Annotated in this window: 22 protein-coding genes and 1 pseudogene; 13 read left to right on the top strand and 10 right to left on the bottom strand. The window is 73.1% G+C overall.

Features of this window, described 5'->3' with window-relative positions; all coding sequences use genetic code 11:
• Window positions 1-131: 131 nt before the first annotated feature.
• The 5 genes from ABZ809_RS01195 to ABZ809_RS01175 all read left to right on the top strand — a co-directional run bounded on the left by ABZ809_RS01195 (window position 132) and on the right by ABZ809_RS01175 (window position 3,729).
• Window positions 132-1,019 (top strand): hypothetical protein, encoded by an 888-nt coding sequence (locus ABZ809_RS01195; protein WP_357560300.1) that lies wholly within the window; start codon window positions 132-134, stop codon window positions 1,017-1,019.
• Window positions 1,020-1,092: 73 nt separating this feature from the next.
• The gene (locus tag ABZ809_RS01190) at window positions 1,093-1,767 is read left to right on the top strand and encodes a hypothetical protein (protein WP_357560299.1); all 675 of its coding nucleotides are present in this window, start codon (window positions 1,093-1,095) and stop codon (window positions 1,765-1,767) included.
• A 9-nt stretch (window positions 1,768-1,776) separates the two neighbouring features.
• Window positions 1,777-2,586, top strand: a complete 810-nt coding sequence (locus ABZ809_RS01185) for an SDR family oxidoreductase (protein WP_357560298.1) — start codon at window positions 1,777-1,779, stop codon at window positions 2,584-2,586.
• Window positions 2,587-2,754: 168 nt separating this feature from the next.
• Window positions 2,755-3,294: an orotate phosphoribosyltransferase gene (pyrE, locus tag ABZ809_RS01180; protein ID WP_357560297.1), complete on the top strand. Its 540-nt coding sequence runs from the start codon at window positions 2,755-2,757 to the stop codon at window positions 3,292-3,294.
• A gap of 57 nt (window positions 3,295-3,351) precedes the next feature.
• A complete protein-coding gene (locus tag ABZ809_RS01175) occupies window positions 3,352-3,729 on the top strand; it encodes a metalloregulator ArsR/SmtB family transcription factor (protein ID WP_007073957.1) in 378 nt (125 codons plus the stop codon).
• A 61-nt stretch (window positions 3,730-3,790) separates the two neighbouring features.
• Here ABZ809_RS01175 and ABZ809_RS01170 read toward each other — a convergent pair whose 3' ends face one another.
• The 5 genes from ABZ809_RS01170 to ABZ809_RS01150 all read right to left on the bottom strand — a co-directional run bounded on the left by ABZ809_RS01170 (window position 3,791) and on the right by ABZ809_RS01150 (window position 11,225).
• On the bottom strand, window positions 3,791-4,504 hold the full coding sequence (locus tag ABZ809_RS01170) for a VTT domain-containing protein (protein WP_357560296.1): 714 nt from the start codon (window positions 4,502-4,504) through the stop codon (window positions 3,791-3,793).
• Window positions 4,505-4,668: 164 nt separating this feature from the next.
• Window positions 4,669-5,454 carry a thioesterase family protein gene (locus ABZ809_RS01165; protein ID WP_357560295.1) on the bottom strand — a complete coding sequence of 262 codons (786 nt, stop codon included), beginning with the start codon at window positions 5,452-5,454 and terminating at the stop codon, window positions 4,669-4,671.
• Between the two features lie 20 nt (window positions 5,455-5,474).
• Window positions 5,475-8,000 carry a polynucleotide kinase-phosphatase gene (locus ABZ809_RS01160; protein ID WP_357560294.1) on the bottom strand — a complete coding sequence of 842 codons (2,526 nt, stop codon included), beginning with the start codon at window positions 7,998-8,000 and terminating at the stop codon, window positions 5,475-5,477.
• Complete coding sequence (locus ABZ809_RS01155) at window positions 7,997-9,460, bottom strand: 3' terminal RNA ribose 2'-O-methyltransferase Hen1 (protein WP_357560293.1); 1,464 nt, start codon at window positions 9,458-9,460, stop codon at window positions 7,997-7,999. The genes ABZ809_RS01160 and ABZ809_RS01155 overlap by 4 nt, the downstream gene beginning before the upstream one ends.
• Window positions 9,461-9,665: 205 nt before the next feature.
• On the bottom strand, window positions 9,666-11,225 hold the full coding sequence (locus ABZ809_RS01150) for an LPXTG cell wall anchor domain-containing protein (RefSeq protein WP_357560292.1): 1,560 nt from the start codon (window positions 11,223-11,225) through the stop codon (window positions 9,666-9,668).
• A 180-nt stretch (window positions 11,226-11,405) separates the two neighbouring features.
• Between ABZ809_RS01150 and ABZ809_RS01145 the strand changes: the two genes are divergently transcribed.
• Together ABZ809_RS01145 and ABZ809_RS01140 are read left to right on the top strand one after the other, a co-directional pair.
• Window positions 11,406-11,891 (top strand): SigE family RNA polymerase sigma factor, encoded by a 486-nt coding sequence (locus ABZ809_RS01145; protein WP_357560291.1) that lies wholly within the window; start codon window positions 11,406-11,408, stop codon window positions 11,889-11,891.
• A complete protein-coding gene (locus ABZ809_RS01140; RefSeq protein ID WP_357560290.1) occupies window positions 11,888-12,949 on the top strand; it encodes an LCP family protein in 1,062 nt (353 codons plus the stop codon). The genes ABZ809_RS01145 and ABZ809_RS01140 overlap by 4 nt, the downstream gene beginning before the upstream one ends.
• Window positions 12,950-12,953: 4 nt before the next feature.
• Here the strand turns inward: ABZ809_RS01140 and ABZ809_RS01135 are convergent, their stop codons facing one another.
• Window positions 12,954-13,166: a hypothetical protein gene (locus tag ABZ809_RS01135; RefSeq protein WP_357560289.1), complete on the bottom strand. Its 213-nt coding sequence runs from the start codon at window positions 13,164-13,166 to the stop codon at window positions 12,954-12,956.
• A 125-nt stretch (window positions 13,167-13,291) separates the two neighbouring features.
• Between ABZ809_RS01135 and ABZ809_RS01130 the strand changes: the two genes are divergently transcribed.
• Together ABZ809_RS01130 and fbaA are read left to right on the top strand one after the other, a co-directional pair.
• Window positions 13,292-13,675, top strand: a complete 384-nt coding sequence (locus tag ABZ809_RS01130) for a phage holin family protein (protein WP_357560288.1) — start codon at window positions 13,292-13,294, stop codon at window positions 13,673-13,675.
• 152 nt (window positions 13,676-13,827) lie between these two features.
• Window positions 13,828-14,853 (top strand): class II fructose-bisphosphate aldolase, encoded by a 1,026-nt coding sequence (gene fbaA, locus ABZ809_RS01125; RefSeq protein ID WP_132235200.1) that lies wholly within the window; start codon window positions 13,828-13,830, stop codon window positions 14,851-14,853.
• 110 nt (window positions 14,854-14,963) lie between these two features.
• Here fbaA and ABZ809_RS01120 read toward each other — a convergent pair whose 3' ends face one another.
• Complete coding sequence (locus tag ABZ809_RS01120) at window positions 14,964-16,217, bottom strand: hypothetical protein (protein WP_357560287.1); 1,254 nt, start codon at window positions 16,215-16,217, stop codon at window positions 14,964-14,966.
• 230 nt (window positions 16,218-16,447) lie between these two features.
• On the opposite strand from ABZ809_RS01120, the gene ABZ809_RS01115 reads away from it, so the two are divergent.
• Window positions 16,448-16,876, top strand: coding sequence for a DUF3151 domain-containing protein (locus tag ABZ809_RS01115; RefSeq protein WP_357560286.1), 429 nt, complete (start codon window positions 16,448-16,450; stop codon window positions 16,874-16,876).
• A 58-nt stretch (window positions 16,877-16,934) separates the two neighbouring features.
• Here ABZ809_RS01115 and ABZ809_RS01110 read toward each other — a convergent pair whose 3' ends face one another.
• Window positions 16,935-19,232, bottom strand: coding sequence for a chromosome partitioning protein (locus tag ABZ809_RS01110; protein WP_357560802.1), 2,298 nt, complete (start codon window positions 19,230-19,232; stop codon window positions 16,935-16,937).
• Window positions 19,233-19,377: 145 nt separating this feature from the next.
• Window positions 19,378-20,454, bottom strand: coding sequence for a hypothetical protein (locus tag ABZ809_RS01105; RefSeq protein ID WP_357560285.1), 1,077 nt, complete (start codon window positions 20,452-20,454; stop codon window positions 19,378-19,380).
• A gap of 123 nt (window positions 20,455-20,577) precedes the next feature.
• On the opposite strand from ABZ809_RS01105, the gene ABZ809_RS01100 reads away from it, so the two are divergent.
• Window positions 20,578-21,867, top strand: coding sequence for an adenylosuccinate synthase (locus tag ABZ809_RS01100; RefSeq protein ID WP_357560284.1), 1,290 nt, complete (start codon window positions 20,578-20,580; stop codon window positions 21,865-21,867).
• A 229-nt stretch (window positions 21,868-22,096) separates the two neighbouring features.
• Window positions 22,097-22,141: pseudogene (locus tag ABZ809_RS01095) on the top strand (hypothetical protein); the annotation flags it as partial.
• A 21-nt stretch (window positions 22,142-22,162) separates the two neighbouring features.
• On the opposite strand, the gene ABZ809_RS01090 reads toward ABZ809_RS01095, so the two are convergent.
• Window positions 22,163-22,822 (bottom strand): hypothetical protein, encoded by a 660-nt coding sequence (locus tag ABZ809_RS01090; protein WP_357560831.1) that lies wholly within the window; start codon window positions 22,820-22,822, stop codon window positions 22,163-22,165.
• A gap of 253 nt (window positions 22,823-23,075) precedes the next feature.
• Here ABZ809_RS01090 and purD point away from each other — a divergent pair, with 253 nt between their 5' ends.
• Window positions 23,076-24,323, top strand: a complete 1,248-nt coding sequence (purD, locus tag ABZ809_RS01085; protein WP_357560283.1) for a phosphoribosylamine--glycine ligase — start codon at window positions 23,076-23,078, stop codon at window positions 24,321-24,323.
• Window positions 24,324-24,366: the final 43 nt, after the last annotated feature.

Raw genomic sequence — 24,366 nt, 5'->3', positions numbered from 1 at the left:
GCCTGGGTGGACCGGCCGTCGTCGGCGACCGGCCCCTGCTCCCGCGCCGTCCCGGCGGGTCGGTGGCCTTCTGACGTGCCGGAGTGGCCTGACCTGGATACGGTGTGACCGCGATCTAGGGAAGGAGAACCATGGTCGATTCCCACAACACGCCGGCCCGCACCCGGCCGGGTGTGGTGACCATTTCCACGTATCTGCTGTGGCTGTTCGCGCTCACGCAGCTCATCAGTCTCATCGTGACGCTCTCCACGATCGGCACCGTCTCGGAGGTGCTCGACGAGGCGTACCGGGGCACCGACGCAAACGGCGTGCAGAACCTGGCCGACATCACCACGGTGATCGCCGTCGGTGGCGCCGTCTTCGTGGCCCTGCTCGCGGTCGTGCTGGCCGTGCTGGGCGTGTTCAACAACCGGGGCAGCAACGGGGCGCGGATCACCACCTGGGTCCTCGGCGGCATCATGGTCTGCTGCACGGGCGGCAACGCGCTGAGCGGACTGGGTGGCAACCTCGGCGGCACCGGGCAGACCGGCGACGGGCCCAGCCCGGAGGAGATCCAGCGGCGTCTCGAAGAGGCGCTGCCCGGCTGGGTCACCCCGGTCGGCATGCTGCTCACCGTGATCGGCGTGCTCGCGCTGCTCGCCGCGCTGATCCTGCTGGCGCTGCCCAAGGCCAACGAGTTCTTCCGCAAGCCGAAGCAGGCGTGGGAGCCTCCGGTCCCGGGCGCGTCCTACCCGGGCCACCCGCAGGCCGGCGGCCAGCCCGGCTACCCGCCCACCCCGGGCTACCCGCCGACCCCGGGCCAGCCGCAGACGCCGGGCTACCCGCAGGTCCCGGGCCAGTCGCAGGCTCCGGGCTACCCGTCCACCCCCGACCAGCCGCAGGCTCCGGGCCACCCGCCGGCTTCCGGTGACCAGCCGCCGTCCGCACCGTCCGGTGGGGACCAGGGGCAGCCGGGGCCGGCCTCGGGCGGAGAACCCGGGTCGGACCGTCCCGGCCCGACCCCGCCGCCGGTGAGTTGACCGGTCGATAAGAGCGACGCCGACGGTCCCTCCGAGTAGGTTGCAACCCGACGCCTATTCGGAGGGATCCGTCGTGTCGTACCCCGATCGGGCGCCGGCCCGTCCCCCGGCCGTGGTCACGGTGGCCGTGGCCGTGCTGGCGCTGATGGCGGTCGGCGCCCTCGCGTACGCCGCCGCCGGTGTGGCGATGCGCGGCGGCACCCTGGACCGGTTCCGCGCCGCCGCCACGGGCACCTCGGCGGGCCCGGACCAGATCGACCAGGTCGCCGCCCTGGTGGGCGTGTCGATCGTGCTGACCTCGGTGGTCAGCCTGCTCGCGGGGCTGCTCCTCGCCGGCCTGGCCCTCGGCCTGCGGGCCGGCCGGGACGGCGCCCGCACGGCGACCTGGGTGATCTCGGCGCTGGGGTTGCTCGTCGGCTGCTGCGGGCTGGCACTCCTGGTCGGCCAGCGCGCCGTCCCGCTTGAGCCGAACGAGAACGACCGGGCGACGGCGGAACTCTACGGCCTCTTCGCCGACGCCTACCCCTCCTGGTGGATCCCGTTGGGCACGGGGCTTTCCGTCGGCCAGGTGCTCGGTTACCTTGTGGTAGCTCTGCTGCTGGCCCTGCCGGCGGCAAGCGCCTGGTTCCGCCGCCGGCCCGCGCCGCCCGGCCCGATCCAGCCCCCGGCAGCGCCCGCGCCGCCACCCGTTCAGCCCCCGTACCAGCCGCCCGGGGCGCCGCCCGCGCCCCCGTACCCGCCGAGGTGAGGAACGCCCGTGACGCTCGACAGGCCGGACAGCGAGCGGCGGGCCCTGATCACCGGAGCGACCGCCGGCATCGGCGCGGCCTTCGCCCGTCGGCTGGCCGCCGACGGCTGGCACCTGGTGCTGGTGGCCCGGGACGCGGCCCGGCTCGCCGACACGGCGGCCGACCTGACGGGGCGGCACGGGCGGGAGGTCGAGACGATCCCCGCCGACCTGTCCACCGACGATGGTTGCGAGACGGTGGAGCGCCGGCTGGCCGAGGGGCCGCCGATCGAGCTGCTCGTCAACAACGCCGGGATCAGCCTCAACACCCCGTTCCTGCGGTCGTCCGCCGAGGACGAGGCCCGGTTGCTGCGGCTCAACGTGCACGCCGTCATGCGGTTGACCCTCGCCGCGCTGCGTCCGATGACCGAGCGGCGACACGGGGCAGTGATAAATGTCTCTTCGGTGGCGGGGTTCGGCCCGGTCATGCCGGGCTCGACCTACTCCGCCAGCAAGGCGTGGGTGACCAACTTCAGCGAGTCCGTCGGCCAGTCCGCCCGGCCCTTCGGCGTCCGCGTGATGGCTCTCTGCCCTGGTTACACGCGTACGGAGTTCCACGACCGCGCCGGCATCAACATGTCGAAGACCCCGGCGTGGATGTGGCTGCGGGCCGACGACGTGGTCGACGAATCCCTGCGTGACCTGCGGAAAGGCAAGCTGGTCAGCGTTCCCGCGTGGAAGTACAAGCTCGCCGTCGCCGGGCTGCGGCACGTGCCCCGGCGGCTGCTGGAGGTGGCGTTCCGGGACACCCGGGGCCGCGTCGACCGCACCGACGGCTGACCTCGGGATCGAGGCCACGGAGCCCCGTCAGCGCCCGTCGATCGCCCGGCCACCCTACTGAACGGTCGCTCAGCGTAGCCGTCCATCGCCACCCATCGGTCCTTCCCAGGGCTGATCAGGGTGGACCCGGCAGCCGGCTCCCAGACTTGCGCAGTACCCTCTATCGCCATGGGGGACCACGACGACCTGCGTAAATTCATCACTGACCTGGCAGTGGTCCATGGCCGGGTGGTGCTCTCCTCGGGCCGCGAGGCCGACTGGTACGTCGATCTACGTCGCGTCACGCTCCATCACCAGGCGGCACCGTTGGTGGGACGGGTGATGCGCGACCTGACCGCGGACTGGGAGTACGACGCGGTGGGCGGGCTGACTCTCGGCGCCGATCCGGTGGCGCTGTCGATGCTGCACGCGGCGTCCGGGGCCGGTCGCCCGCTGGACGCATTCGTGGTCCGCAAAACGGGAAAGGCGCATGGGCTCCAGCGCCGGATCGAAGGGCCGGATGTAAGTGGCCGGCGGGTGTTGGCGGTGGAGGACACTTCCACGACCGGGGGAAGTGTGTTGACAGCGGTCGAGGCCCTTCGCGAGGTCGGGGCCGAGATCGCGGGTGTGGCGGTTATTGTTGATCGAGGTGCCGGCGACGCGGTGCGAGCCGCCGGACTGCCGTATCGGGCGGCCTTTACGTTGGCTGACCTCGGCCTTGTGGCGTAAAAGTTTGCCGATTCGGATCCGCCGATATGCAGGCGGATCGATGCTGCTGGTGGAAGGATGGAATACGTGGGAACTGCGTTGGCTGAAATGACTATGCCTCAGATCTCGCCGCTTGCCGGCGAGCCGATCGAACGTGCCGATGCCGAGCGGCTTGCGGGGGTCCTCAAGGCCCTCGCCGACCCCGCCCGGCTTCGGCTGCTCAGCCTGATCCAGTCGGCGCCCGAGGGCGAGGCGTGCGTGTGCGACCTGACCGCACCTCTCGGCCTCTCGCAGCCGACGGTCAGTCACCACCTGCGTATCCTCACCGAGGCCGGCTTGCTGGAGCGGGAGAAGCGCGGTGTCTGGGCCTACTACCGGCTGGTGCCGACCGCGATCGCCACGATCGCGGATCTGCTGACCCCGCCTCGTAAGCGCGCCACCAAGAAGGCTCGCTGAGCCGTACCGGCCGTCTGGTGCCATCCCGACCGGAAGAAGATGGCACCGGACGGCCGGGCGGTCAGTGCTTGCCGTAGTGCTCCCGGGTCTCCCGGATCGCCTCCTCGGCGGCGGCCCGCTCCTGGGCGGTGGTGCCACGCTTGGCGGCCAGCCGGGCCCGCAGCAACTCGATGGCGATCGGAACGACCGAGAGCAGCACGATCCCGATCAGGATCATCTCGATGTTCGCCTTGACGAACGGGATCTGGCCGAGGAAGTAGCCGAGCACGGTCACGCCCGTGCCCCAGAGGATGCCGCCGACCACGTTGTAGATCACGAACGTGCGGTAGTTCATCCGGCTGACCCCGGCCACGATCGGCGTGAACGTGCGCACGATCGGCACGAAGCGGGCCAGCACGATGGAGCGCGCGCCGTACTTCTCGAAGAACTCGTGCGCCTTGAGCACGTTCTCCTGCTTGAACAGCTTCGAGTTCGGCCGGCGGAACAGCGCCGGGCCGACCTTGCGGCCGAACGCGTACCCGACCTGGTCGCCGGCGATCGCCGCGATGGTGATGAGCAGGCAGACCAGCCACAGCGGGTAGGTGATGTACTTCCCGTCGGCCGTGAGCAGGCCCGCCGTGAACAGCAGCGAGTCGCCCGGCAGGAAGAACCCGATCAGCAGGCCGGACTCGGCGAAGACGATGACCAGGATGCCGATCAGCCCGAACGTCGAGATCAACACCTCTGGATCAAGCCAGCTCGGCCCGAGGGCCAGGGTGGTGGTGGGCGTCGACACGAGGTGACCTCCGATGGATGCCGGTCGGGGACGGAACGTCCGTAGTCTAGGTGCCCGCCCCGCCGCGCCGGTGCTCGACGTCACACCAGCGCCGACGGCGCAGCACCCGGGCAAGGGCGCCGTACCGGCTCCGCTTCAGGCCAGCGGGGGTGCGACGACGGGTGTCAGCGGGGCCCGACGACGAGCGTCTGGACCGCACCGCCCACGGTGCCGTCGGCGTCGGCCAACCGGCTCGTCGCGACGCCGGAACCGTGCGGCCCGATCGTGGTGGCCGAGTCGAGCAGGAGCCACTCCCCGCGCGGCGGCCGGTGCAGCGTCACCGTCAGATCGACGTTCACGAACAGCCAACGGGCCAGGTCCAGCCGGGCGCTCACCCCGCTGCCCGAGTCCGCGACCAGCAGCGCCAGCTCCGCCGGGCGGACGGGCTCGCCGGGCAGCAGCGGGATCCGGGGCCGCGCCCACACCCGGGCCGGGCCCGGCTCGGCGAACGCGCCCGCGACGAAACGCCACTGCATGGCCGACAGGTAACCGGCCGAGTGGGCGGCGGCCCAGTACGTCGGCTCGGTGCCGGCCTCCGGCCCCGGCACCGCCGGCCCGTCGTCGGGCGTCGCGGGCGTCGACTCGGCCGGGGCCAGCACGCGCCAGCCCCGGGCGTGCAGCACCTCCTGCCCGCCGGCCTCCGCGATCCCCTCCACCAGGGTGATCCGCCGGCCGGCGCGGACCGTCCGTACGCGCAGCGTCAGCTCCGCCACCGGCACCGGGCGCAGGATGTCCACCGACACCCGGGTGAGGAGCTGGTCGTCGACCGGCTCGTGCCCGGCGAGCGCGCGGGCGAGCAGGGCCGACGGCGGGCCGGCGTGCTGGGCGGCCGGATCCCACGGACCGGCGGTCGCCGGCGTGGCCACGAACCGGCCGTCGCCGGCCGGCTCGTAGAACGCCTCGTACGTCATGGTCGGCGACCCTACCCGCGCTACAGCCGGGGGTCGACCGGCTCGGACTCGCAGGCCAGGATCGCGAAGACCAGCTCGTGCCGGCGCCACAGCGGAGCACCGGCGACCAGCGCGTCCAGCGCCGCCAGGCCCAGCCCGTGCTCGCGCAGCGCCAGCCCCCGCTTGCGCCCCAGCGACCGGCGGCGCAGCGCGCCGAGCTGCTCCGGCTCGTCGTACCCGGGACCGTAGATGATCCGCAGGTACTCCCGGCCCCGGCACTTGATGCCCGGCTGGAGCAGCGAACCCCGATCGGACCGGGCGGCCGGCCCGGCGTACGGCTTCACCACCATGCCCTCGCCGCCGGCCGCCGTCAGCTCCAGCCACCACTGCGTGGCCGCCGCCTCGGCCGCCGGGTCGGCCAGGTCCACGACCTGCCGACGGGTCGGCGTGAAGAACTCCGGATCGGCGGCGCAGAGCCGGTCGGCCAGCCCGAGATGCCAGCCGTGGTCCCGGTCGGCGTAACTGGCCTCCGCGCCGGCCAGCACCGCGAACGGGGCCAGGGTCACCCCGCGCAGCCCGTCGGTCGGCCGCACGTACGCCCGGTAGGCGTCCGAGTAGGCCAGGATCTCGTCGTGGCGGCGGGCCATCCGGTCGCGCAGCTCGCCCACGGGCAGGCCCCGCCCGGCCGCGGCCTCCAGCGCGGCCAGCGCCTCCGGGAGGGCGGCCCGGCCGGCGGCGCCGACTCCGGCGTACTGCTCGCGGATCAGTCCACCCGCCTTCGCCGACCAGGGCAGCAGCTCGCAGTCGAGGAGCAGCCAGTCGGTCTCCAGCTCGGCCCAGAGCCCCGCCCCGTCGACCGCCGCGCGCACCCGGTCGATCAGCTCGGCGTCGAGCGGCGCACCGAAGAACGGCCGGCCGGTACGCGTGTGCACCGCGCCGCCGCCCGGCCCGAAGGGCCCGCCGTCGGCGTCGCGGCAGACCAGCACCACCGCCCGCGAACCCATGTGCTTCTCCTCGCAGACCACCCGGTCCACGCCCGCCGCGCGGTAGTCGGCGAAGGCCTGCGCCGGGTGCTCCAGGAAGTCGCCGGCCGTCGCCGTCGAGCAGGGTGCCATCGTCGGCGGGAGCCAGGCCAGCCAGCGCGGGTCGACCGCGAACCGGCTCATCACCTCCAGCGCCGCGGCGGCGTTCTCCGCCGGCACGGTCAGCGACCCGTACGCGTGCTCGACGTGCCGCCGACCGGCCACGTCGGTCAGCTCCAGCACCTGGTCGGGCCGGGTCGGGGCGGCGGTCAGCGGGCGGGTCGGGGCGTACCACTCCCGCTCCGCCGGCACCGAGACCAGCTCCTTCTCGGGGTAGCGCAGCGCCGTGAGCCGGCCGCCGAAGACGCAGCCGGTGTCGATGCAGATGGTGTGGTTCACCCACGTCGGCGTCGGCGTGGGTGTGTGCCCGTAGACCACCATCGCCGAGCCCCGGTAGTCCTGCGCCCACGGGTAGCGCACCGGCATCCCGTACTCGTCGGTCTCGCCGGTGGTCTCGCCGTACAGCGCGAACGCGCGGACCCGGCCCGACGCGCGGCCCTGGTACTGCTCCTTCAGCCCGGCGTGCGCAACCACCAGCCGCCCGCCGTCCAGCACGTAGTGACTGGTCATCCCGTCGATGAAGGTCGCCACCTCGGCCCCGAAGCTGTCCGGTTCCGCCGCCAGCTGCTCCATCGTCTCGGCCAGCCCGTAGGTGAGGCGCACGTTCTGGCCGCGCAGCCGGCGCAGCAGCTTCTGCTCGTGGTTGCCGGGCACGCAGATCGCGTGCCCGGCGGCGACCATGCCCATCACCAGGCGGAGCACGCCGGGGGAGTCCGGGCCGCGGTCCACCAGGTCACCGACGAAGACGGCGGTACGCCCCGACGGGTGCGTCGCGTCCACCGGCCGGCCCCGCTCGTCGCGGCGCAGCTCCCAGCCGAGCCGGATGAGCAGCGCCTCCAGCTCGTCGCGGCAGCCGTGCACGTCACCGACGATGTCGAACGGCCCGGTCAGCTCCCGCCGGTCGTTGAACAGCTTCTCGTAGCGGACCTCGGCGGCGTCGATCTCCTCGACGCCGCGCAGCACGTGCACCTTGCGGAAGCCCTCCCGGGCCAACAGCTTGTACGACCGGCGCAGGTCGCGCTGCATCCGGGCGAGCACCTGCCGGCCGAAGGTGCGATCGGCGCGGCCCTCCGTGCGCTCCCAGGCCAGCGCCTCGGGCACGTCCAGCACGACGGCCACCGGCAGCACGTCGTGCTCGCGGGCCACCCGCACCAGGGCGGCCCGGGCGTGCGGCTGGAGGTTTGTCGCGTCGACCACGGTGAGCCGGCCCCGCCGCAGCCGCGTGGCGGCGACGTGGTGCAGCGCGTCGAACGCGTCGGCGGAGGCGGCCTGGTCGTTCTCGTCGTCCGCCACCATCGCCCGGAACGCGTCGGAGGAGAGCACCTGGCTGGGCGCGAAGTGCCGGCGGGCAAAGGTGGACTTGCCGGAGCCGGAGACGCCGACCAGCGCGACCAGGGCCAGCTCGGGGATGTCGAGGGTGGTCATCGGCTGGTCTCCTGACGGGTGAGCACGGCGAGCTGGGTGGGGGCGCCGACCTCCGGGTCGTCGTCGCCGATCCCGCTGATCGCGGCCGTGTAGCCGTACGTGGCGGTGACCCGGCCGACCCAGGCGGCGAACTCCGCGCGGGTCCACTCGAAGCGGTGGTCGGCGTGCCGGAACCGCCCGGCGGGCAGCCCCTCGTAGCGGACGTTGTACTCGGCGTTGGGCGTGGTCACCACGACGGTCGCCGGGTTGGCGTGACCGAACACGGCGTCCTCCAGCGCCGGCAGCCGGGGCGGGTCCACGTGCTCGATCACCTCCATCAGCACCGCCGCGTCGTACCCGCGCAGCCGGTCGTCCCGGTAGGTCAGCGCGGACTGCCAGAGCCGGATCCGGTCCCGCTGCCGCTCCGGCAGCCGGTCCAGCCGCAGCCGCCGGGCGGCCAGGGTCAGCGCGTGCGCGGACACGTCGGTGCCGACGATCTCGGTGAACCGGCGGTCGCCGACCAACGCGGCGAGCAGGGCGCCGCCGCCGCAGCCGAGATCCAGCACCCGGCTCGCGCCCGCCTCGACCAGCGCGCCGAGCACCGCCTCCCGCCGCCGGGCGGCCAGCGGCGCCCGGCGGGCCGCCACCTGCCCACCCTCGACGGCCGCCTCGTCCGCCGTCGTGCCGTCGCCGGTCGGCTCGGCGGTCGGCTCGTCGGCGGGCTGCCGCTCGGCGAGGCGGGCCAGGGCCAGCCCGGCCAGCGCCCGCCGGTGCGCCAGGTAGCGGCGGATGATCACACCGCGCTCCGGGTGGTCGGCCAGCCAGCCCTCGCCGGCCCGGATCAGCTTGTCGACCTCGTCCGGGGCCACCCAGTAGTGCTTCGCGTCGTCAAGCACCGGCAGCAGCACGTAGAGGTGGTTGAGCGCGTCGGCGACCCGGTTCGTGCCGGTGAGCGTCAGGTCGACGTACCGGCTGTCGCCCCACTGCGGGTGTTGTTCGTCGAGCGGGATCGGGGTGGCGGTCACCGCCCAGCCGAGCGGGCCGAACAGCCGGACCGCCAGCTCCGCGCCGCCCCGGCAGCGCAGCACGGGCACCCGGACCTCCAGCGGGATCGGCGTACGGGCCAGCTCGGGACGCTCGCGGGACTCGCCACGCAGGGCCGAGCGGTAGACCCGGGACAGCGCGGAGGAGAGCAGGCTGGACGCCGCGTAGGGCCGGTCGTTGACGTACCGCCCGAGGGTGAAGCTGTCCGGGGTCGGGGCCTGCTGCCGGCCGCGGCCCCTGCCCTGCGCGCCGGCCAGCCGCAATGGGTCGACGTCGAGCAGCAGGGCGGCGGTGCAACGCTGCTCGCCCGCCTCCGGGTAGAACACGTGCGCGGTGCCGACCGGCACGTCGAAGGAGTGCGCGCGGTCGGGGTGCTTGACCAGCAGGTGACCGAGGTCGGTCGCCGGTTGGTGGGTGGTGGTCAGGGTGAGCAGCACGCGCCCATGGTTCCAGGGTGCTGGATCTTGCGTCGTCCCGTTTTTGCTCGTTCGTGGGTGGGGCTCCCCCGGAAACCCGTCGTGATGCCGGTTCGTGCGGTGGCGTCGGCCATCCGGTGGGGCGCGTGCCGTCAGGGTGGATGGGCTGGATGTGGCGGTGCCCCGCCGACCAGGTGGCCGGCGGGGCACCGGTGGTGCGGGTGGGTCAGGCGACGAAGCGGGTCCGGCGGCGCTTAGCCACCACGTAACCGCCGACGCCGGCGACGAGCAGGAGCCCGCCGATGCCGGCGATCAGGCCGGTGGCCTCACCGGTGATCGGCAGCGTGCCGCCGTCACCGTCATCGTCACCGCCGCCGCCCTGGCCGCCGGTCGCGTTGACCAGGAGCTTGGCGGTGTCGTTGGCGGGCTTCAGGTCCTTGGAGAAGCCCCCCTCGCACTGGCACGGGATGTTGATGTCGACGGTTCCCGTCGCGTTGGCGACGACCTTGTCGATCCGGAGCCCGAACTCGAAGGTCTGCTCGTCGCCGGCCTTGAGGAACGGCTGGGCGAAGCAGAAGTAGGTGCGTCCGCCCGGCTCGCCCGGCTCACCCCGGTCCTCGCCCTTCACGGGCATGCAGTCCCCGGGCGCGTCGACCACGGTGGTGCCCTCGGGAACCGCGACCTCCATGTAGGTCACGGACGCCCCGCCACGAACGTAGTCGAGGGTGGCGGGGCCGTTGTTGCGGAAACCGACGGTCGCGGTGACCTGCTCGCCGGCGTTGCCCTTCACCGAGTCACCGATGGCGCCGAGGTCGGTGCCGTTCGTGCCGGTGGCGGTGACCTCCAGGCCCGACCAGTTGTTCTCCGGGTTGACGTCCACCTGGAGCGAACGGGCGCGGGCGTCCGCGGCCGAGAGGCTCAGGGCCTCGCCGTCACCCGGCTTGCCGACGGAGACGCCGTTGTCGGTGAGGTACTTGCTGAAGTCCTCGAACTCGGCGACGGTCATCCAGTTGTAGTAGCCGTAGTCCCTGCCGGGGGCGTAGGTGTCCGCGCCCAGCTGATATGCCAGGGAACCCGAGTGCGTGGCACCCGGGGCCACCGTGTCGGGGAACTGGCAGGTGCGGAGGTAGTCGCCCTCGTAGGTGCAGTTGCTGTGGCGCTTGTCGGCCCGGATGGCGTGGTCGTTGTCGAAGACGGCGACCGCGCCCTTCGCGGTGGTCTGACCGGCGTTGCCGAGCACGATCGGCGCGGTGAACCGGCTGCCCGGCGCCACCGAGACCTCCGTCTCCGGGCCGCCGGCCAGGTCGACGCCCTCACCGATGCGGATCTGCGACGTGTGGCTCGCCGGCGCCAGGCCGTCGGCGCTCACCGTGACCTTGAGGCTGCCGGCGTCACCGTCCTTCGCCTCCGCCGTGGGCACGACGGCCACGTTGAAGTAGCCGGAGGCCCAGTCGTACAGGTCGTGCTCGAAGGGATCCGTGCACACCAGGACGCCCGCCTCCGGCGAGGTGCACTCGGACTCGAATTCCGACTTGATCTGCACCTTGTCCGCGAACTCGCGGTAGTCGAAACGGGCCGTCAGCCCGAACACGGTGATGGGCTCGGAGGCGAACATGAGGGGCGATTCGAACTTGCCCTCGGATCCTGCCGCGATGGTCACGTCGCTGAAATAGACGCCGAGCTTGACGTCGGTGTCCTCGGCGGCGGCGGGGCTGGCGGAGGCGGCGACGAGCGCGCCTGCGACGCCCAGCCCGGCAAGCCAGCGCCGGGTGGAGTGCTTGAGCATGTGGGGGGTTTCCTCCCGTGGGAATGCCAGGAGTGGCGAGCGGATCTTAAGAGAGCCTTAAGAGCCGCCGCTGTCCCGGTGCGCCTCCGGCGGCAAACATCGACCGAACGGCTGATCAGGACCGTCGCAACGTTCCGGCCGTCCGCACCCGTCATCTGGGTCAGGAGCCCTGGAGGTGCAGTGACGTACGAGGAGTTCGCGGACTCGCGGCTGGCCGCGCTGCTGCGGTACGCGGTCATGCTGACCGGTGACCCGCACCAGGCGCAGGACCTGGTGCAGGACACGATGGTCCGGGTCCAGCTCAACTGGCGTCGGGTGGCCCGGGCCGACTCGCCCGAGCGTTACGTGCGCCGGATGCTGACCAACCAGTACGTCGACTGGCGGCGGGGCTCCTGGATGCGTCGGGTGCTGCTGCGCGCCGAGCCCGACGAGGCGGTGCCGGTGCCGGCCGACCACGCCCAGCACGCCGTGGACCGGGACCAGGTGTGGTCCTGGCTGTCCGGCCTGCCGCGCCGGCAGCGGGCCACGCTGGTGCTGCGCTACTACGAGGACCTGCCCGACGCGGAGATCGCCGACATCCTCGGCTGTGCCGTAGGGACCGTCCGCTCGTCCATCTCCCGCGCCCTCGCCACCCTCCGGGCCGAACACGTGGAGGTCTGCTCATGATCGAGGACGACCTGCGTGCGGCCTTCGCCCGGCACGAGGCCCTCGCCCCGCCCGTCGGCCCGGTGCGGTCCGCGATCGACCGGCTCGCGGCCGCCCGTCGCCGTCGCCGGCTGCGACTGCGGGCAGGTGGCGTCGCGCTGGTCCTGCTCGGCGTGCTGGGGGTCGGGATACCGCAGTTCACGCCCGACCGGGTCGCCGAGGACGCCACGCTGCTCGCCAAGCCCGCCGGCTCGGCACCGGCGGGCGCGCTCAACGTCCTGCTGCTCGGCGTGGACGACGCAGTCGGGGAGCACGGTCGGCTGGCGGATGCCGTACTGCTGGTGCACATCCCGGCGGACCGCAGCCGGCCGTACCTCATCTCGCTGCCCCGCGACCTGGCGGTACCGATTCCCGGGCACGGGACCGACAAGCTCAACGCCGCCTTCCGGCGCGGCGCCGGCGAGGGCCGGCCCGACCTGGGGCGCGGCTACGAACTGACCCGCCGGGTGGTCACCGACCTGACAGGCGTACGCGTCGCCGCCGGCGCGGTGCTCACCTATCCGGTGTTGCGTCGGCTCACCGACCGGGTCGGCGGTGTGGAGGTCTGCCTGCCGCGCGAGGTGCGTTCCGTCCACACCGATCGGGTCTTCCCGACCGGTTGCCAGCGGCTCGACGGCGCCGCGTCGGTCGACCTGCTGCGGCAGCGGCATGGACTGCCCCAGGGCGGGCTCGACCGGGACCGGCACGCGCAGCTTCTCGCCGCCGGGCTGATCCGACAGGCCGGCGAGAAGGAGGTGCTCACCAACCCGGCCAGGTTCTTCGCCCTGATCGGCGACGTCGGCCCGGACCTGGTCGTGGACGGCGACGGTCCACCCCTGTTGGATCTGCTGAAGGTGCTTCCGGACCTGAGGTCCGTAGACCCGGTCGGGATCAGTCTTCCGGTCGGGCCGCCGGAGGGCCCCGGCGATCGGCTGACACCCGACCCGAAGGAGGCCCCGGCCTTCCTGGCCGCGTTGCGCGAGGACCGGCTGGCGCAGTGGGTGGCGCGGCATCCGGGTCAGGTCAACCGCACCCGTTGACGGGTCAGCGGTAGTCCTCCTCGTCCGTTGCGACCACCCGGGCCTGCTCCATCGCGTCCCAGTCGTCGACCTCCAGGCCACGGTGCGGCTCGGTGTCGGCCTCGCCGGGGTCGACCACGGCGGCCTGCTCGACCGCGTCGGCCGGCTCCGCCTCCGGGTCGCGTTCCTCGGGGCTGAGGTGGTCGCCGGGGGCGAAGTCCTCTTCGGGCTGACCCATCGGTCCCTCCCGGGTCTAGGCGGACGTTTCCCCACACACCGTACGGGGTGCGCCCGCCCACCGCTCGGAAGCCGAGTCGGCCGAATCGCCCCACCGGCCGCCGCGCCCGGTGTCAGGATGGGGCGGTGGGCATCCTGATCCGGTTGGCGATCACCGCGGTCGCGCTGTGGATCACCACGCTGATCGTGCCCGGGGTGGAGGTGAGCGGCGGGTCCGGTACCGAGACCGCCCTCACGCTCGTCGTCGTGGCGTTGATCTTCGGCGTGGTGAACGCGGTGCTCAAGCCGCTGATCAAGGTCTTCGGCTGCGTCTTCTACCTGCTTACCCTCGGCCTGTTCGCGCTGGTCGTCAACGCCCTGCTGTTCCTGCTGACCGACTGGATCGCCGGAGCGCTGGACCTGCCGTTCCACGTGGACGGTTTCTGGGCCGCGTTCTGGGGCGCCATCGTGATGGCGGTGGTGACCTGGCTGATCAGCGTCGTCGTGCCCGACAGGTGGGAGGGGCGGTGAGGCCGGCGACCGGCCGTCGGGCGCGTACCGGGTCGGTTGTGCCGGCTCCGGCCTCCTGCGGGATACTGCCGACGGTGGACAGCGCGGTCCGGCGCACCAAGGGACAACAGCGGCCGGTGACGGCCGAGAGCGGTAAGTAAGGAGCGTTCGACATGCCCATCGCTTCCCCCGAGACCTACGCGGAGATGCTGGACCGCGCCAAGGCCGGCCGGTACGCGTACCCCGCGATCAACGTGACGTCCTCGCAGACCCTGAACGCAGCGCTGAAGGGCTTCGCCGACGCGGAGAGCGACGGCATCATCCAGGTCTCGACCGGTGGCGCGGAATACCTCTCCGGCCCCTCCGTGAAGGACATGGTCACCGGCGCCGTGGCGTTCGCCGCGTACGCGCACGAGGTGGCCAAGAAGTACCCGGTCAACATCGCCCTGCACACGGACCACTGCCCGCAGGAGAAGCTGGACAAGTTCGTCCGGCCGCTCATGCAGATCTCCAAGGAGCGGGTGGCCGCCGGCCAGGAGCCGCTGTTCCAGTCGCACATGTGGGACGGCTCGGCCGTGCCGGTCGCGGAGAACCTGCAGATCGCGGCCGAGCTGCTCGACCGGGCCGCCGAGGCCAAGATCGTCCTTGAGATCGAGGTCGGCGTGGTCGGCGGCGAGGAGGACGGCGTCGAGAACGCCATCAACGACAAGCTCTACACCACCGTCGAGGACGGCCTGGCCATGGTCGAGGCGCTCGGCCTGGGCGAGAAGGGCCGCTACATGGCGGCGCTGACCTTCGGCAACGTGCACGGCGTCTACAAGCCGGGCAACGTCAAGCTCCGCCCCGAGATCCTCAACCAGATCCAGGAGGCGGTCGGCGCCAAGTACGGCAAGGAGAAGCCGCTCAGCCTGGTCTTCCACGGCGGCTCCGGCTCCCTGCTGTCGGAGATCCGCGAGGCGCTGGACTACGGCGTGGTGAAGATGAACATCGACACCGACACCCAGTACACCTTCACCCGGCCCGTCGCGGACCACATGTTCCGCAACTACGACGGCGTGCTCAAGGTGGACGGCGAGGTCGGCAACAAGAAGCAGTACGACCCCCGCGTCTGGGGCAAGGCCGCCGAGGCCGGCATGGCCGCCCGCGTCGCGGAGGCCTGCGAGCACCTGCGTTCCACCGGCACCACGCTGGCCAAGTGACGCGCTGACCCGTACCACCGACGGCCGGCTCCCCACCCGGGGGGCCGGCCGCGTCTTTGCGGTTAGGAAGGGCACCTTGCACAGCAGAATGCGATAGGAAGGTGCCCTTCCTAACCGGTCGTGAGCACCCGGACCGCCTCGTGGACGTCGTCGGTGAGGTGCACGGTGGTCGACAGGTCGCCGAACGGCGAGGCGCCCAGCAACGGCCGCAGCAGCGTCTCCACCGGCAGCTCGTCGGTCCAGTAGGCGCGGTCGAGGAAGACGTACGCGCCGCTGGCCCCGTCGGTGCCGTAGTAGGTCTTGGTCGCGGCCTGGAACACCTCCTGCACCGTGCCCGCCCGGCCGGGGGCGAAGACGATCCCACCCCGCGCGAGCCGCAGGATGGTGTCCTCCCGGATGGCGTTGGAGAAGTACTTCGCGATCCGCCCCGCGAACAGGTTCGCCGGCTCGTGCCCGTACAGCCAGGTCGGGATGGCCAACCCGCCGGCGCGGGCCCAGCCCACGTCGCCACCGGCCAACACGGCCGAGTCGGCGCGGGACTCGCTGCCGGGGTCGGCGGCCCGGGGCCGGGGCGGCGCCACCGGCTGGCCGTACAGCTCCCGCACCCGCAGGGCCGCCGCCGTGTAGCGGTCGTGGTCGGTGAAGTCCGGCGCGCCGGCGAGCAGGTCGATCGCGGCCGCCAGGTCCTCGGCCGGCCGCAGCGCGAGATAGGCACCGAGGTTGGCAGCCTCCATCACCCCGGGGCCACCACCGGTCACCACCAGCCGGTCGGCCCGGGCCAGCTCCCAGCCGAGCACCGCCGCCATCCGGTACGGCTCGCTGCCGCGCGGCACCGCGTGGCCGCCCATGACACCGACCACCGACTGCGGCCCGTGGGTGGCCAGCCAGGCGCGGGTGGCGTCGGCCAGCGCGTTGTCCACGCCGTGGTCGTGCAACCGCTGACCGAGCGCCTCCCGGACGTCCGGCAACGCCCCGCCGTGCGCCCGGAAGTGCTCGTAGACCCTGGTGTCGTACATCCCGGCGAACCCGCCCTCGGCGAAGCCGGCGGCCAACTCCTCGGGGGTGTAGAGGTGGGACGGCTGGGTCGGGTAGGGCAGCCCGGAGAAGGGCGGCACCACGTTCGCGCCGCGCCGGACCAGGTCGGCGCCGACCTCCCGGGAGGCGAAGCGGCAACCGACGAAGAGCGTGCCGGCCACCTCGACGGAGGCGAGGTCGGGCACGGGGGCCAGGTCGAGCCGCAGCCCCTGCACGGTCAGCCCGACCAGGCTGCCCGTGGCCAGTTGCCGGTCGAACCCGGCGCGCGTCTCGATCTCGTTGGTCCAGGTGTGCGGCTCGATGACGTCCGCGGGAGGTGGGGTCGGCACCCTGATCATCCTGCCCCGCCGGGTCAACCGGTGCACAGGCAGGAGCCCGGCGGCCGTGGCCACCGGGCTCCTGCACGATCCGGTCCTGGGGAGGCGCCGGACCATTAGTTGTAGTCGAGAACAACTACCGGTGACATTGGCCGCAGGCGTGACCAACTCCTCAACCGTTCAGCCAGGCGGCTTGCCCAACCCTCTCGCGCGCCCTGGCGCGAAGCGGGTTGAATGGGGCGATGCAGAACCTGTTGCCGGAACCACCGGCCACCCTCCTGCCCGCGCACGACGAGGCCGACGCCGCCCTGGGCGCCGCCGAGAAGGCCGGCAGCGACGAGGCGTACGCCGAGGTGGCGGCGCGCTTCCCGACCTACAGCGCCGGCTGGGGTGCGCTGGCGACCCGGGCCTTCGCCGCCGGCCAGATCGTCCCGGCGTACGCCTACGCGCGCACCGGCTACCACCGGGGCCTCGACCAGTTGCGCCGCAGCGGCTGGAAGGGGTTCGGCCCGGTGCCGTGGTCGCACGAGCCGAACCAGGGCTTCCTGCGCTGCCTCTATGTGCTGTCCCGGGCCGCCGCCGCGATCGGCGAGGCGGACGAGGCGGCCCGCTGCGCCCAGTTCATCCGCGACTGCGATCCGGCCGCCGCGGACGCGCTGGCGAGCAACTGATCCCGGAGCCGACGGCCGGCCCGGTGCGCTCCGGCCGGCCGCCGGCCCGTGACCGTCCCTACAACCCCTCGGCGACGGCGGCGGCGATCTTCAGCCAGGCGTCCCGGGTGGCCGCGGAGAGCCCTCCGTACCGGATCGGCTCGCCGGAGTCGATGAGCCGCTCGTACGGCGCGAGCAGCACCGCCCGGGTGCGGGCCGCGAAGTGTTCCTGGATCGCCGGTAGGTCGATCTCCTTGCGTGACGGCGGCATGGAGACCACGGTGACCGCCTGCCGGACGAGCCGCTGCCGGCCGCTCTGCTCCAGGTGGTCCAGCATCCGGGCGGCCGTCTCCGCCGAGTCGTTCCGGGCCGACATGGTGACCACCAACTGGTCCGTGGCGTCCATCGCGGCCTGCCAGTTCTGGGCCCGCACGTTGTTGCCGGTGTCCACGAAGATCAGCTTGTAGAACCGGCTGACCACCTCCCGGATCTCGGCGAACGCGGCGGCGGTGAGCATCTCGCCGCCGGTGGCCGACTCGTCCGAGGCGAGCACGTCGAACATCCCCTCGCCCTGCGAGCGGACGTACTGCGACAGGTCGCCCACCCGCCCGTGCGCGCCCTGGAACTGGCTGAGGTCGCGCAGCATGTCCCGCACCGTACGGGAGTGGAAGTCCTGCTGGGCGCGCATCCCGAGGGTGCCCTGGGTCTCGTTGTTGTCCCACGCCAGCACGTAGCCGCCGCGCTTCTGGCCGAAGGTCATCGCCAGCAGCAGGATGGCCACCGTCTTGCCGGCGCCGCCCTTCGGGTTCACCACCGTCACCTGGCGCAGCCCGCCGAAGTTGCGGCGCACCGTCTCGATGTCCCGCCGCAGCTCCTGCTCGTGCCGGCCGGGTGCCAGCCGCAGGCCCAGCCGGTTGGCCACCGCCCGTACGCCCATCGCCGCCACGGGGTCGGCGGGGCGCCCCTGACGGCGGCGGGCGAAGTCCTCGGCGGTCGGCGGCGTGGTGATCGACGGGTGCCAGTTGGGGTCGGGCTGGGCCGGCATCGGGGCGGCCCCCTCCGCCGGCTGGTAGGCCTGCTGCGGCGCCGGGGCGGCGACGCCGGGGGCGACCGGCTGCCAGTGCGGTGGATACCAGCCGGGCGGGTACGGGCCGGCCTGTTGCGGCGCGCCCTGTTGCGGCGGGTACGGCCCGGCCTGTTGTGGCGGGTACGGCCCGGCCTGTTGTGGCGGGTACGGCCCGGCCTGGTGGGGCGGGTACGGCCCGGGCGGGGCGGTCGGGTGTGCCGCTGCCGGATCGGGGCCCACCGCCGGTCCGGTCGCCGCGTCCTGCTGGTCCGGGTGCTGTCGGTCTGCGTAGGGCCGCTCTGCGTCGAGTTGCTCCGTGCCCTGTTGCTCCGTGCCCTGCTGGTCCACGGCGTGCTGGTCCGTGCCCTGCTGGTCCGCGGCGTGCTGGTCCACGGCGCGCTGGTCCGTGCCCTGCTGGTCCGTGCTCAATCGGGGCTCGCCCGGTCGGGGCGCCGCGCCCTGGGCTGCTGGCGTCGGGTCGGGGGTGCCGGTCGCCGGTTCGGGTGCGACGGCGGTCGTGGTGGGCCGCTGCGGCGGCTGCGCCCATGGCGACTCCGTCGGCATCCGCGTCCCACCACCGTTCCCCGGAGCACCGCTCACGGGGCCGCCGCTTACCGGGCCGCCGCTCACGGGGCCGCCGCTCACCGGGACGCCGCTCACGGGGCCACCGCTTACCGGGACGCCGCTCACGGGGCCACCGTTCGTATAGCCGGCGTCCGTCGTTCCGGCGCCCGTCGGTCCGGGGTCCGTCGGTCCGGCATCCGTCGGTCCGACGTCCGTCACCGGGCTGGCCTCCGTCGCTGCGGTGACCGGACCGCCACCGGTCGAGGGCGAGGGCGTTACCGGCGTGGGCCTGACCGGAATGGGCACGACCGGCGCGGGAGTGACCGGGACGGGCGTGATCGGAATGGGCGCGACCCGTGCTGGCGTGACCGGGGTGGGCGTGGCCGGCTGGTCGAGGCTGAAGGGCATGTGAAGGTCGACCCGCGCGGGGGCGGCCTGCGGTGCGCGGGGAGCCGGTGCTCCGCCCGCCTCCGGGGCCGGCGGCGCAGTCGGGGCCGGGGACGCCGGCTCCCAGCCGGTGGCCGCAGCAGGAGGGGGAACCCAACCCGTTGCCGCACCCTGCGACGCGGCCGGCCGGCTGCCGAGCGCCGGCACTCCCTCCGTCAGCGAGGGGTAGTCGGCGGGCGAGGGCGGCTGGCCCGGCCGGCTACGGGGTGGGACGGTCGGTGTGGCGGTCGGCGCCCACGTCGGCGCGCCACCGTCGATCTGGTCCGGTGGCCAGAGCGGTTCGATGTCGCGCTCCGGCATCGGCTGCTGACCGGGTACGTGGACCCGGTCGACGTTCTCGTCCGCCACGGTTCCTCCCCATTCCTCCTGCCGAGGATAGGCCCAGTGGCCGAGTCGAGCCGGCCGCTGCGAACCAGCCGCGTCGATGGCTCAGAGGACGCCCAGGTCAGCTCGTCCAGACTGCCCAGGCGCCCGGCTCGGTCCACCAGGACCGCTTCCGGCTCAGCTCGCCCTCGGCCCCGTCGTCGAGGAACGGGATCTTCCCCTCGCGGGGCAGCACGGCCACGGCCCGTCCCCGGGCACGGCGTACCTCCAGCCGTACCCGCTTCCTGCCCAACGCCGAACGGGTGACCACGGGAACGGCCACCGCCACCTCGACCAGCCCGTCCGTCGGGTCCGGGCCGCCGAGCAGGGTCACGTCGTCGAGCTGGGCGTACCCGCCGGCGTTGCCGATGGCGCAGGCCACCAGCGGGTCGTCGCCGTGGGAGAGCACGGCGTCGTCCACCTCCACCCGGCCGCGCCAGTGCAGCGGCCGGCCGTCGTCGTCGGCGGCACCGATCAGCGCCCCGTCCAGGGTCACCGAGCCGCCGTCGTTGCGCAGCAGGTCGAGCCTGCGGGGCGTGCCGTCCAGCACCGCGGCGGCCACCGCCGCCGGGTCGCGGGGCAGCCCGAGCTGCGCCGCCAGGTCACGATGCGTCGCACCCCGTGCCGGATCGAGCGGGAGTACGCCGATCGGCGGCAGGTCCGGCACCGTCCGGTTGCCGGGCAGGTCGTCGGGGCGGCGGCTGGGCGGCGGAGCGTACCGCCGGACCAGTCGGCGCACGACGGTGCGCAACTGGGCGTCGCTGGCCGAGGCCACCACGAGCCGGGCCTTGGAGTCGGGATCCGGCCAGGTGAGGCCGTCCGCGCGGGGCGGGCCGTCGAACCGGGCCAGCACCTCGTCGATCTCGGCGTCGGAGCGGGCGGTGACCGTCTCCACCCGGGCGCCCCGGGCGGTGAGCGCGTCCGCGCAGGCCAGCACCGGCACCCGGGGCGTGTCGCAGCGCCCGTCGGCGGGGACGCGGGCGTCAGTGGCCGTGCCGCCGGCGGGGGCGCAGGCGTCGGCCGTGGCGCCGTCGGTCGCGCAGGCGTCGGCCGGGGCGGCCCCCTTCTGCGGCGCCGTGCCGCAGCAGCCGCCGCTGCCGCAGGCCCCGCCAGCCGCGTCGCGCTCCGAGCCGAGGGTGAGTAGCACCACGTCGTACACGGAAACGGCCTCCTACCTCCCGACACGACCCCTGCCGGCCGCGCCGCCACTACTTGTTAGCCTGACACCCCGGGCTCGCTGACCGGTCGCCACCTGGCACCCGAGCCTTCTGGAGGCGAGAAGATGCCAGCGATCGTGCTCCTTGGCGCCCAGTGGGGCGACGAGGGCAAGGGCAAGGTTACCGACCTGCTGGGTGAGCGGGTCGACTACGTCGTGCGTTACTCCGGCGGCAACAACGCCGGGCATACGGTGATCACCCCGGACGGGCAGAAGTACGCGCTGCACCTGATGCCGTCGGGCGCGCTCTCCCCGAGCGCGATGATCGTCATCGGCAACGGTGTGGTGGTCGACCCGAAGGTGCTGCTGGCCGAGATCGACGGGCTCGCCGAGCGCGGGGTGGACGTCAGCCGGCTGCGGATCTCCGGCGACGCGCACCTGATCATGCCGCACCACCGGGCCCTGGACCGGGTGGTTGAGCGCTACCTCGGCAGCTCCCGGATCGGCACCACCGGTCGGGGCATCGGCCCGGCGTACGGCGACAAGGTCGCCCGGATGGGCATCCGGCTACAGGACCTGCTCGACCCGGGCATCCTGCGCAAGAAGCTGGAACTGGCGCTGCGCGAGAAGAACCAGCTCCTGTTCAAGATCTACAACCGCAAGGCGATCGACGTCGACGAGACCGTCGAGGAATACCTGCGGTACGCGGAGCGGCTCAAGCCGTACATCGCCGAGACCCGGGTCATGCTCTGGGACGCGCTGGACCGGGGCGAGACCGTCCTGTTGGAGGGCGCCCAGGCCACCATGCTCGACATGGACCACGGCACGTACCCCTTCGTCACGTCGTCGAACCCGACGGCCGGCGGGGCCTGTGTGGGCGCCGGCATCCCGCCGACGGCGATCAACAAGGTCATCGCGGTGAGCAAGGCGTACACCACCCGGGTCGGCTCCGGCCCGTTCCCAACCGAGCTGTTCGACGACAACGGTCAGCACCTGCGCAAGGTCGGCCACGAGTACGGCACCACCACCGGCCGGGAGCGCCGCTGCGGCTGGTTCGACGCGGTCGTCGCCCGGTACGCCTGCCGCCTGAACGGGGTCACCGACCTGGTGGTCACAAAGCTGGACGTGCTCACGGGCCTGCCGAAGGTGCCGATCTGCGTCGGGTACGAGATCAACGGCAAGCGCTACGACGACATGCCGATGACCCAGACCGACTTCCACCACGCGACTCCGGTCTACGAGGAGCTCGACGGCTGGTGGGAGGACATCACCGAGGCGCGCACCGAGGCGGAGTTGCCGGAGAACGCCCGCCGCTACATCGCCCGCATCGAGGAACTCTGCGGCACCCGCGTCAGCGTCGTAGGCGTGGGCCCGGGCCGCGAGGAAAACGTGGTCCGCCACCCCCTCCTCCCCTAACCCCCTAACCCCCGCCCCCACCCCCCAGCGGCCTGCGCGTTGACCAAGAGGTTTGTGTCCTGGTCCGGCCTGGATCCGGACGCAAACCTCTTGATCAACACGGAGAGGGTGGGCGTGTCCACAGGAGGGGCGGGGTTGTCCACAGGGGCGGCGCGGAGCGTGGGCGGGCCGTCATCGTGGTGGGGTGAGTGTCGATGTTCTCCGCCGCATCGCCGGTCGCCAGGACGGGATGGTGACGGCCGTCCAAGCATTGTCCGCCGGCTTCAGCCGGAGCCAGATCCGGCACCTGTGTCGCTCAGGCCGTTGGCTTCGGGTGGCGAGGGGCTGCTTCGTGCCGGCCCCCGAGTTGAGCCCTGCGGCACTGCGTAGAGCCCGCGTCCGGGCTGCGGTCGCCATCCTCGGGCCGGGTTCGGTCGTCGTTCTCGACACCGCAGCCGAGCTGCATCGGATCGCCGGGCTCCGTCCGGCGGCCGCCATCCATGTGTCCCTGCCGCCGAACCGGCCGCGCCCACAGCGGATCACCGATCCTGACGTCGTGGTGCACCAGCTCACCATCGATCCCCACGCCGTGGGCGAGGTCGCCGGGATGCCCGTGACCACCCCACTGCGAACGTTGGCCGATGTCATCCTCCGGGTGGACCGTTACTTGGCGGTGTGCGTGCTCGACTCCGCGCTGAATCGGCGGGTCGTCACCGAGCGCGACCTGGCCCGGATGCCGGCCCTTTTCGTGGGCCGTAGGGGAGCCGTCGCGGCCCGCCGTCACCTGGCTGAGGCCGACGGGCGGGCGCAGTCCCCGCTGGAGACCCGGACGAGGCTGCGGTGCGTCGATGGTGGCGTACCGCCCGACGTACTTCAGTTGGAGGTCCGCGACGGGGACGGCTGCCTGCTCGGCATCGGCGACCTTGGTTGGCGAGCGGCGCGGGTGATCGCCGAGGCGGACGGACAGGCCCCCCACCACACGCCCGGGGCGGTCTTCGAGGACCGGGCGCGGCAGAACGGCTGGTCAACGCCGGTTGGCGGATCCTCCGCTTCACCTGGGCCGACACGCTGCGTCCCGACTACATCCCCCACACGATCAAAGCGGCCCTACACCCCTACTGACCCACCCGCTCGGCGTGATCAAGAGGTTCTGGCCCGTCCTGGTGCGGAAATGGGACGCAAACTTCATGATCAACGAGGGTCGGCGAGAAGGTCAGTAGGATGCGGGGGTGCGGGTTCTTCTTCTTGGTGGTGGGGGGCGGGAGCATGCGCTCGCGTCGGGCCTCGCTGGTGATCCGGCCGTCGAGCAGTTGATCGCGGCGCCGGGTAATCCCGGCATCGCTTCGCTCGCCTCGCTGCGGGCGGTGGATCCGGCCGACCCGGCCGCCGTTGCCGCGCTGGCGGTGGAGGCCGGGGTCGACCTGGTGGTGATCGGGCCGGAGGCGCCGCTGGTGGCCGGGGTCGCCGACGCCGTACGCGCCAAGGGGATTCCCGCGTTCGGGCCGTCCGCCGAGGCCGCCCGGCTGGAGGGTTCGAAGGCGTTCGCCAAGGACGTGATGACCGCCGCAGGCGTACCGACCGCCCGCGCGTACACCTGCACGGACGCGGAGAGCACCGGCAGGGCGCTGGACGAGTTCGGCGCCCCGTACGTGGTCAAGAACGACGGGCTCGCCGCCGGCAAGGGCGTCGTGGTGACCGACGACCGCGCCGCCGCGCTCCGGCACGCCGAGGAGTGCGGTCGGGTCGTCGTCGAGGAGTACCTGGCCGGCCCGGAGGTCTCCCTCTTCGTGGTCACCGACGGCGAGGCGGCGGTGCCGCTGCTGCCGGCGCAGGACTTCAAGCGGGTCGGCGACGGCGACACCGGCCCGAACACGGGCGGCATGGGGGCGTACGCGCCGCTGCCCTGGGCACCCGCCGGCCTGGTCGACGAGGTCATGCGCGACGTCGTCCACCCGACCCTGGCGGAGATGGCCCGCCGGGGCACCCCGTTCGCGGGCCTGCTCTACGTCGGGCTGGCGATCACCGCCGACGGCCCCCGGGTGATCGAGTTCAACGCCCGCTTCGGCGACCCGGAGACGCAGGTGGTGCTCGCGCTGCTGGAGACACCGCTGGCCGGGCTGCTGCACGCCGCCGCCACCGGCACGCTGGCCGGGCACCCGCCGCTGCGCTGGCGCGACGGCGCCGCCGTCACGGTGGTGGTGGCCGCCGAGAATTACCCGGCCGCCCCGCGTACCGGCGACGTGATCACCGGGGCTGAGGGGCCGGGGATCATCCACGCCGGCACCCGACGGGGCGCCGACGGCGCGCTGCTCTCCGCCGGTGGCCGGGTGCTCTGCGCCACGGCCACGGGCACCGACCTGCCCGCCGCCCGGGACGCCGCGTACGCGCTGGTCGCCGGAGTGGAGTTGGCTGGCTCGCACCACCGCACCGACATCGCCTCCGCCGCCGTCGAGGGTCGGATCACGATTCCGGGCTGACCGGGCAACCCACTCCCTCCTCGCCTCCGTTTGAGCGGTGAGG

This window comes from Micromonospora sp. NPDC047074, from assembly GCF_040643815.1.
Lineage (GTDB): Bacteria > Actinomycetota > Actinomycetes > Mycobacteriales > Micromonosporaceae > Micromonospora.
The sequence above is the reverse complement of the archived record's forward strand: the minus strand, read 5'-3'. Positions and strand labels throughout refer to the sequence as shown.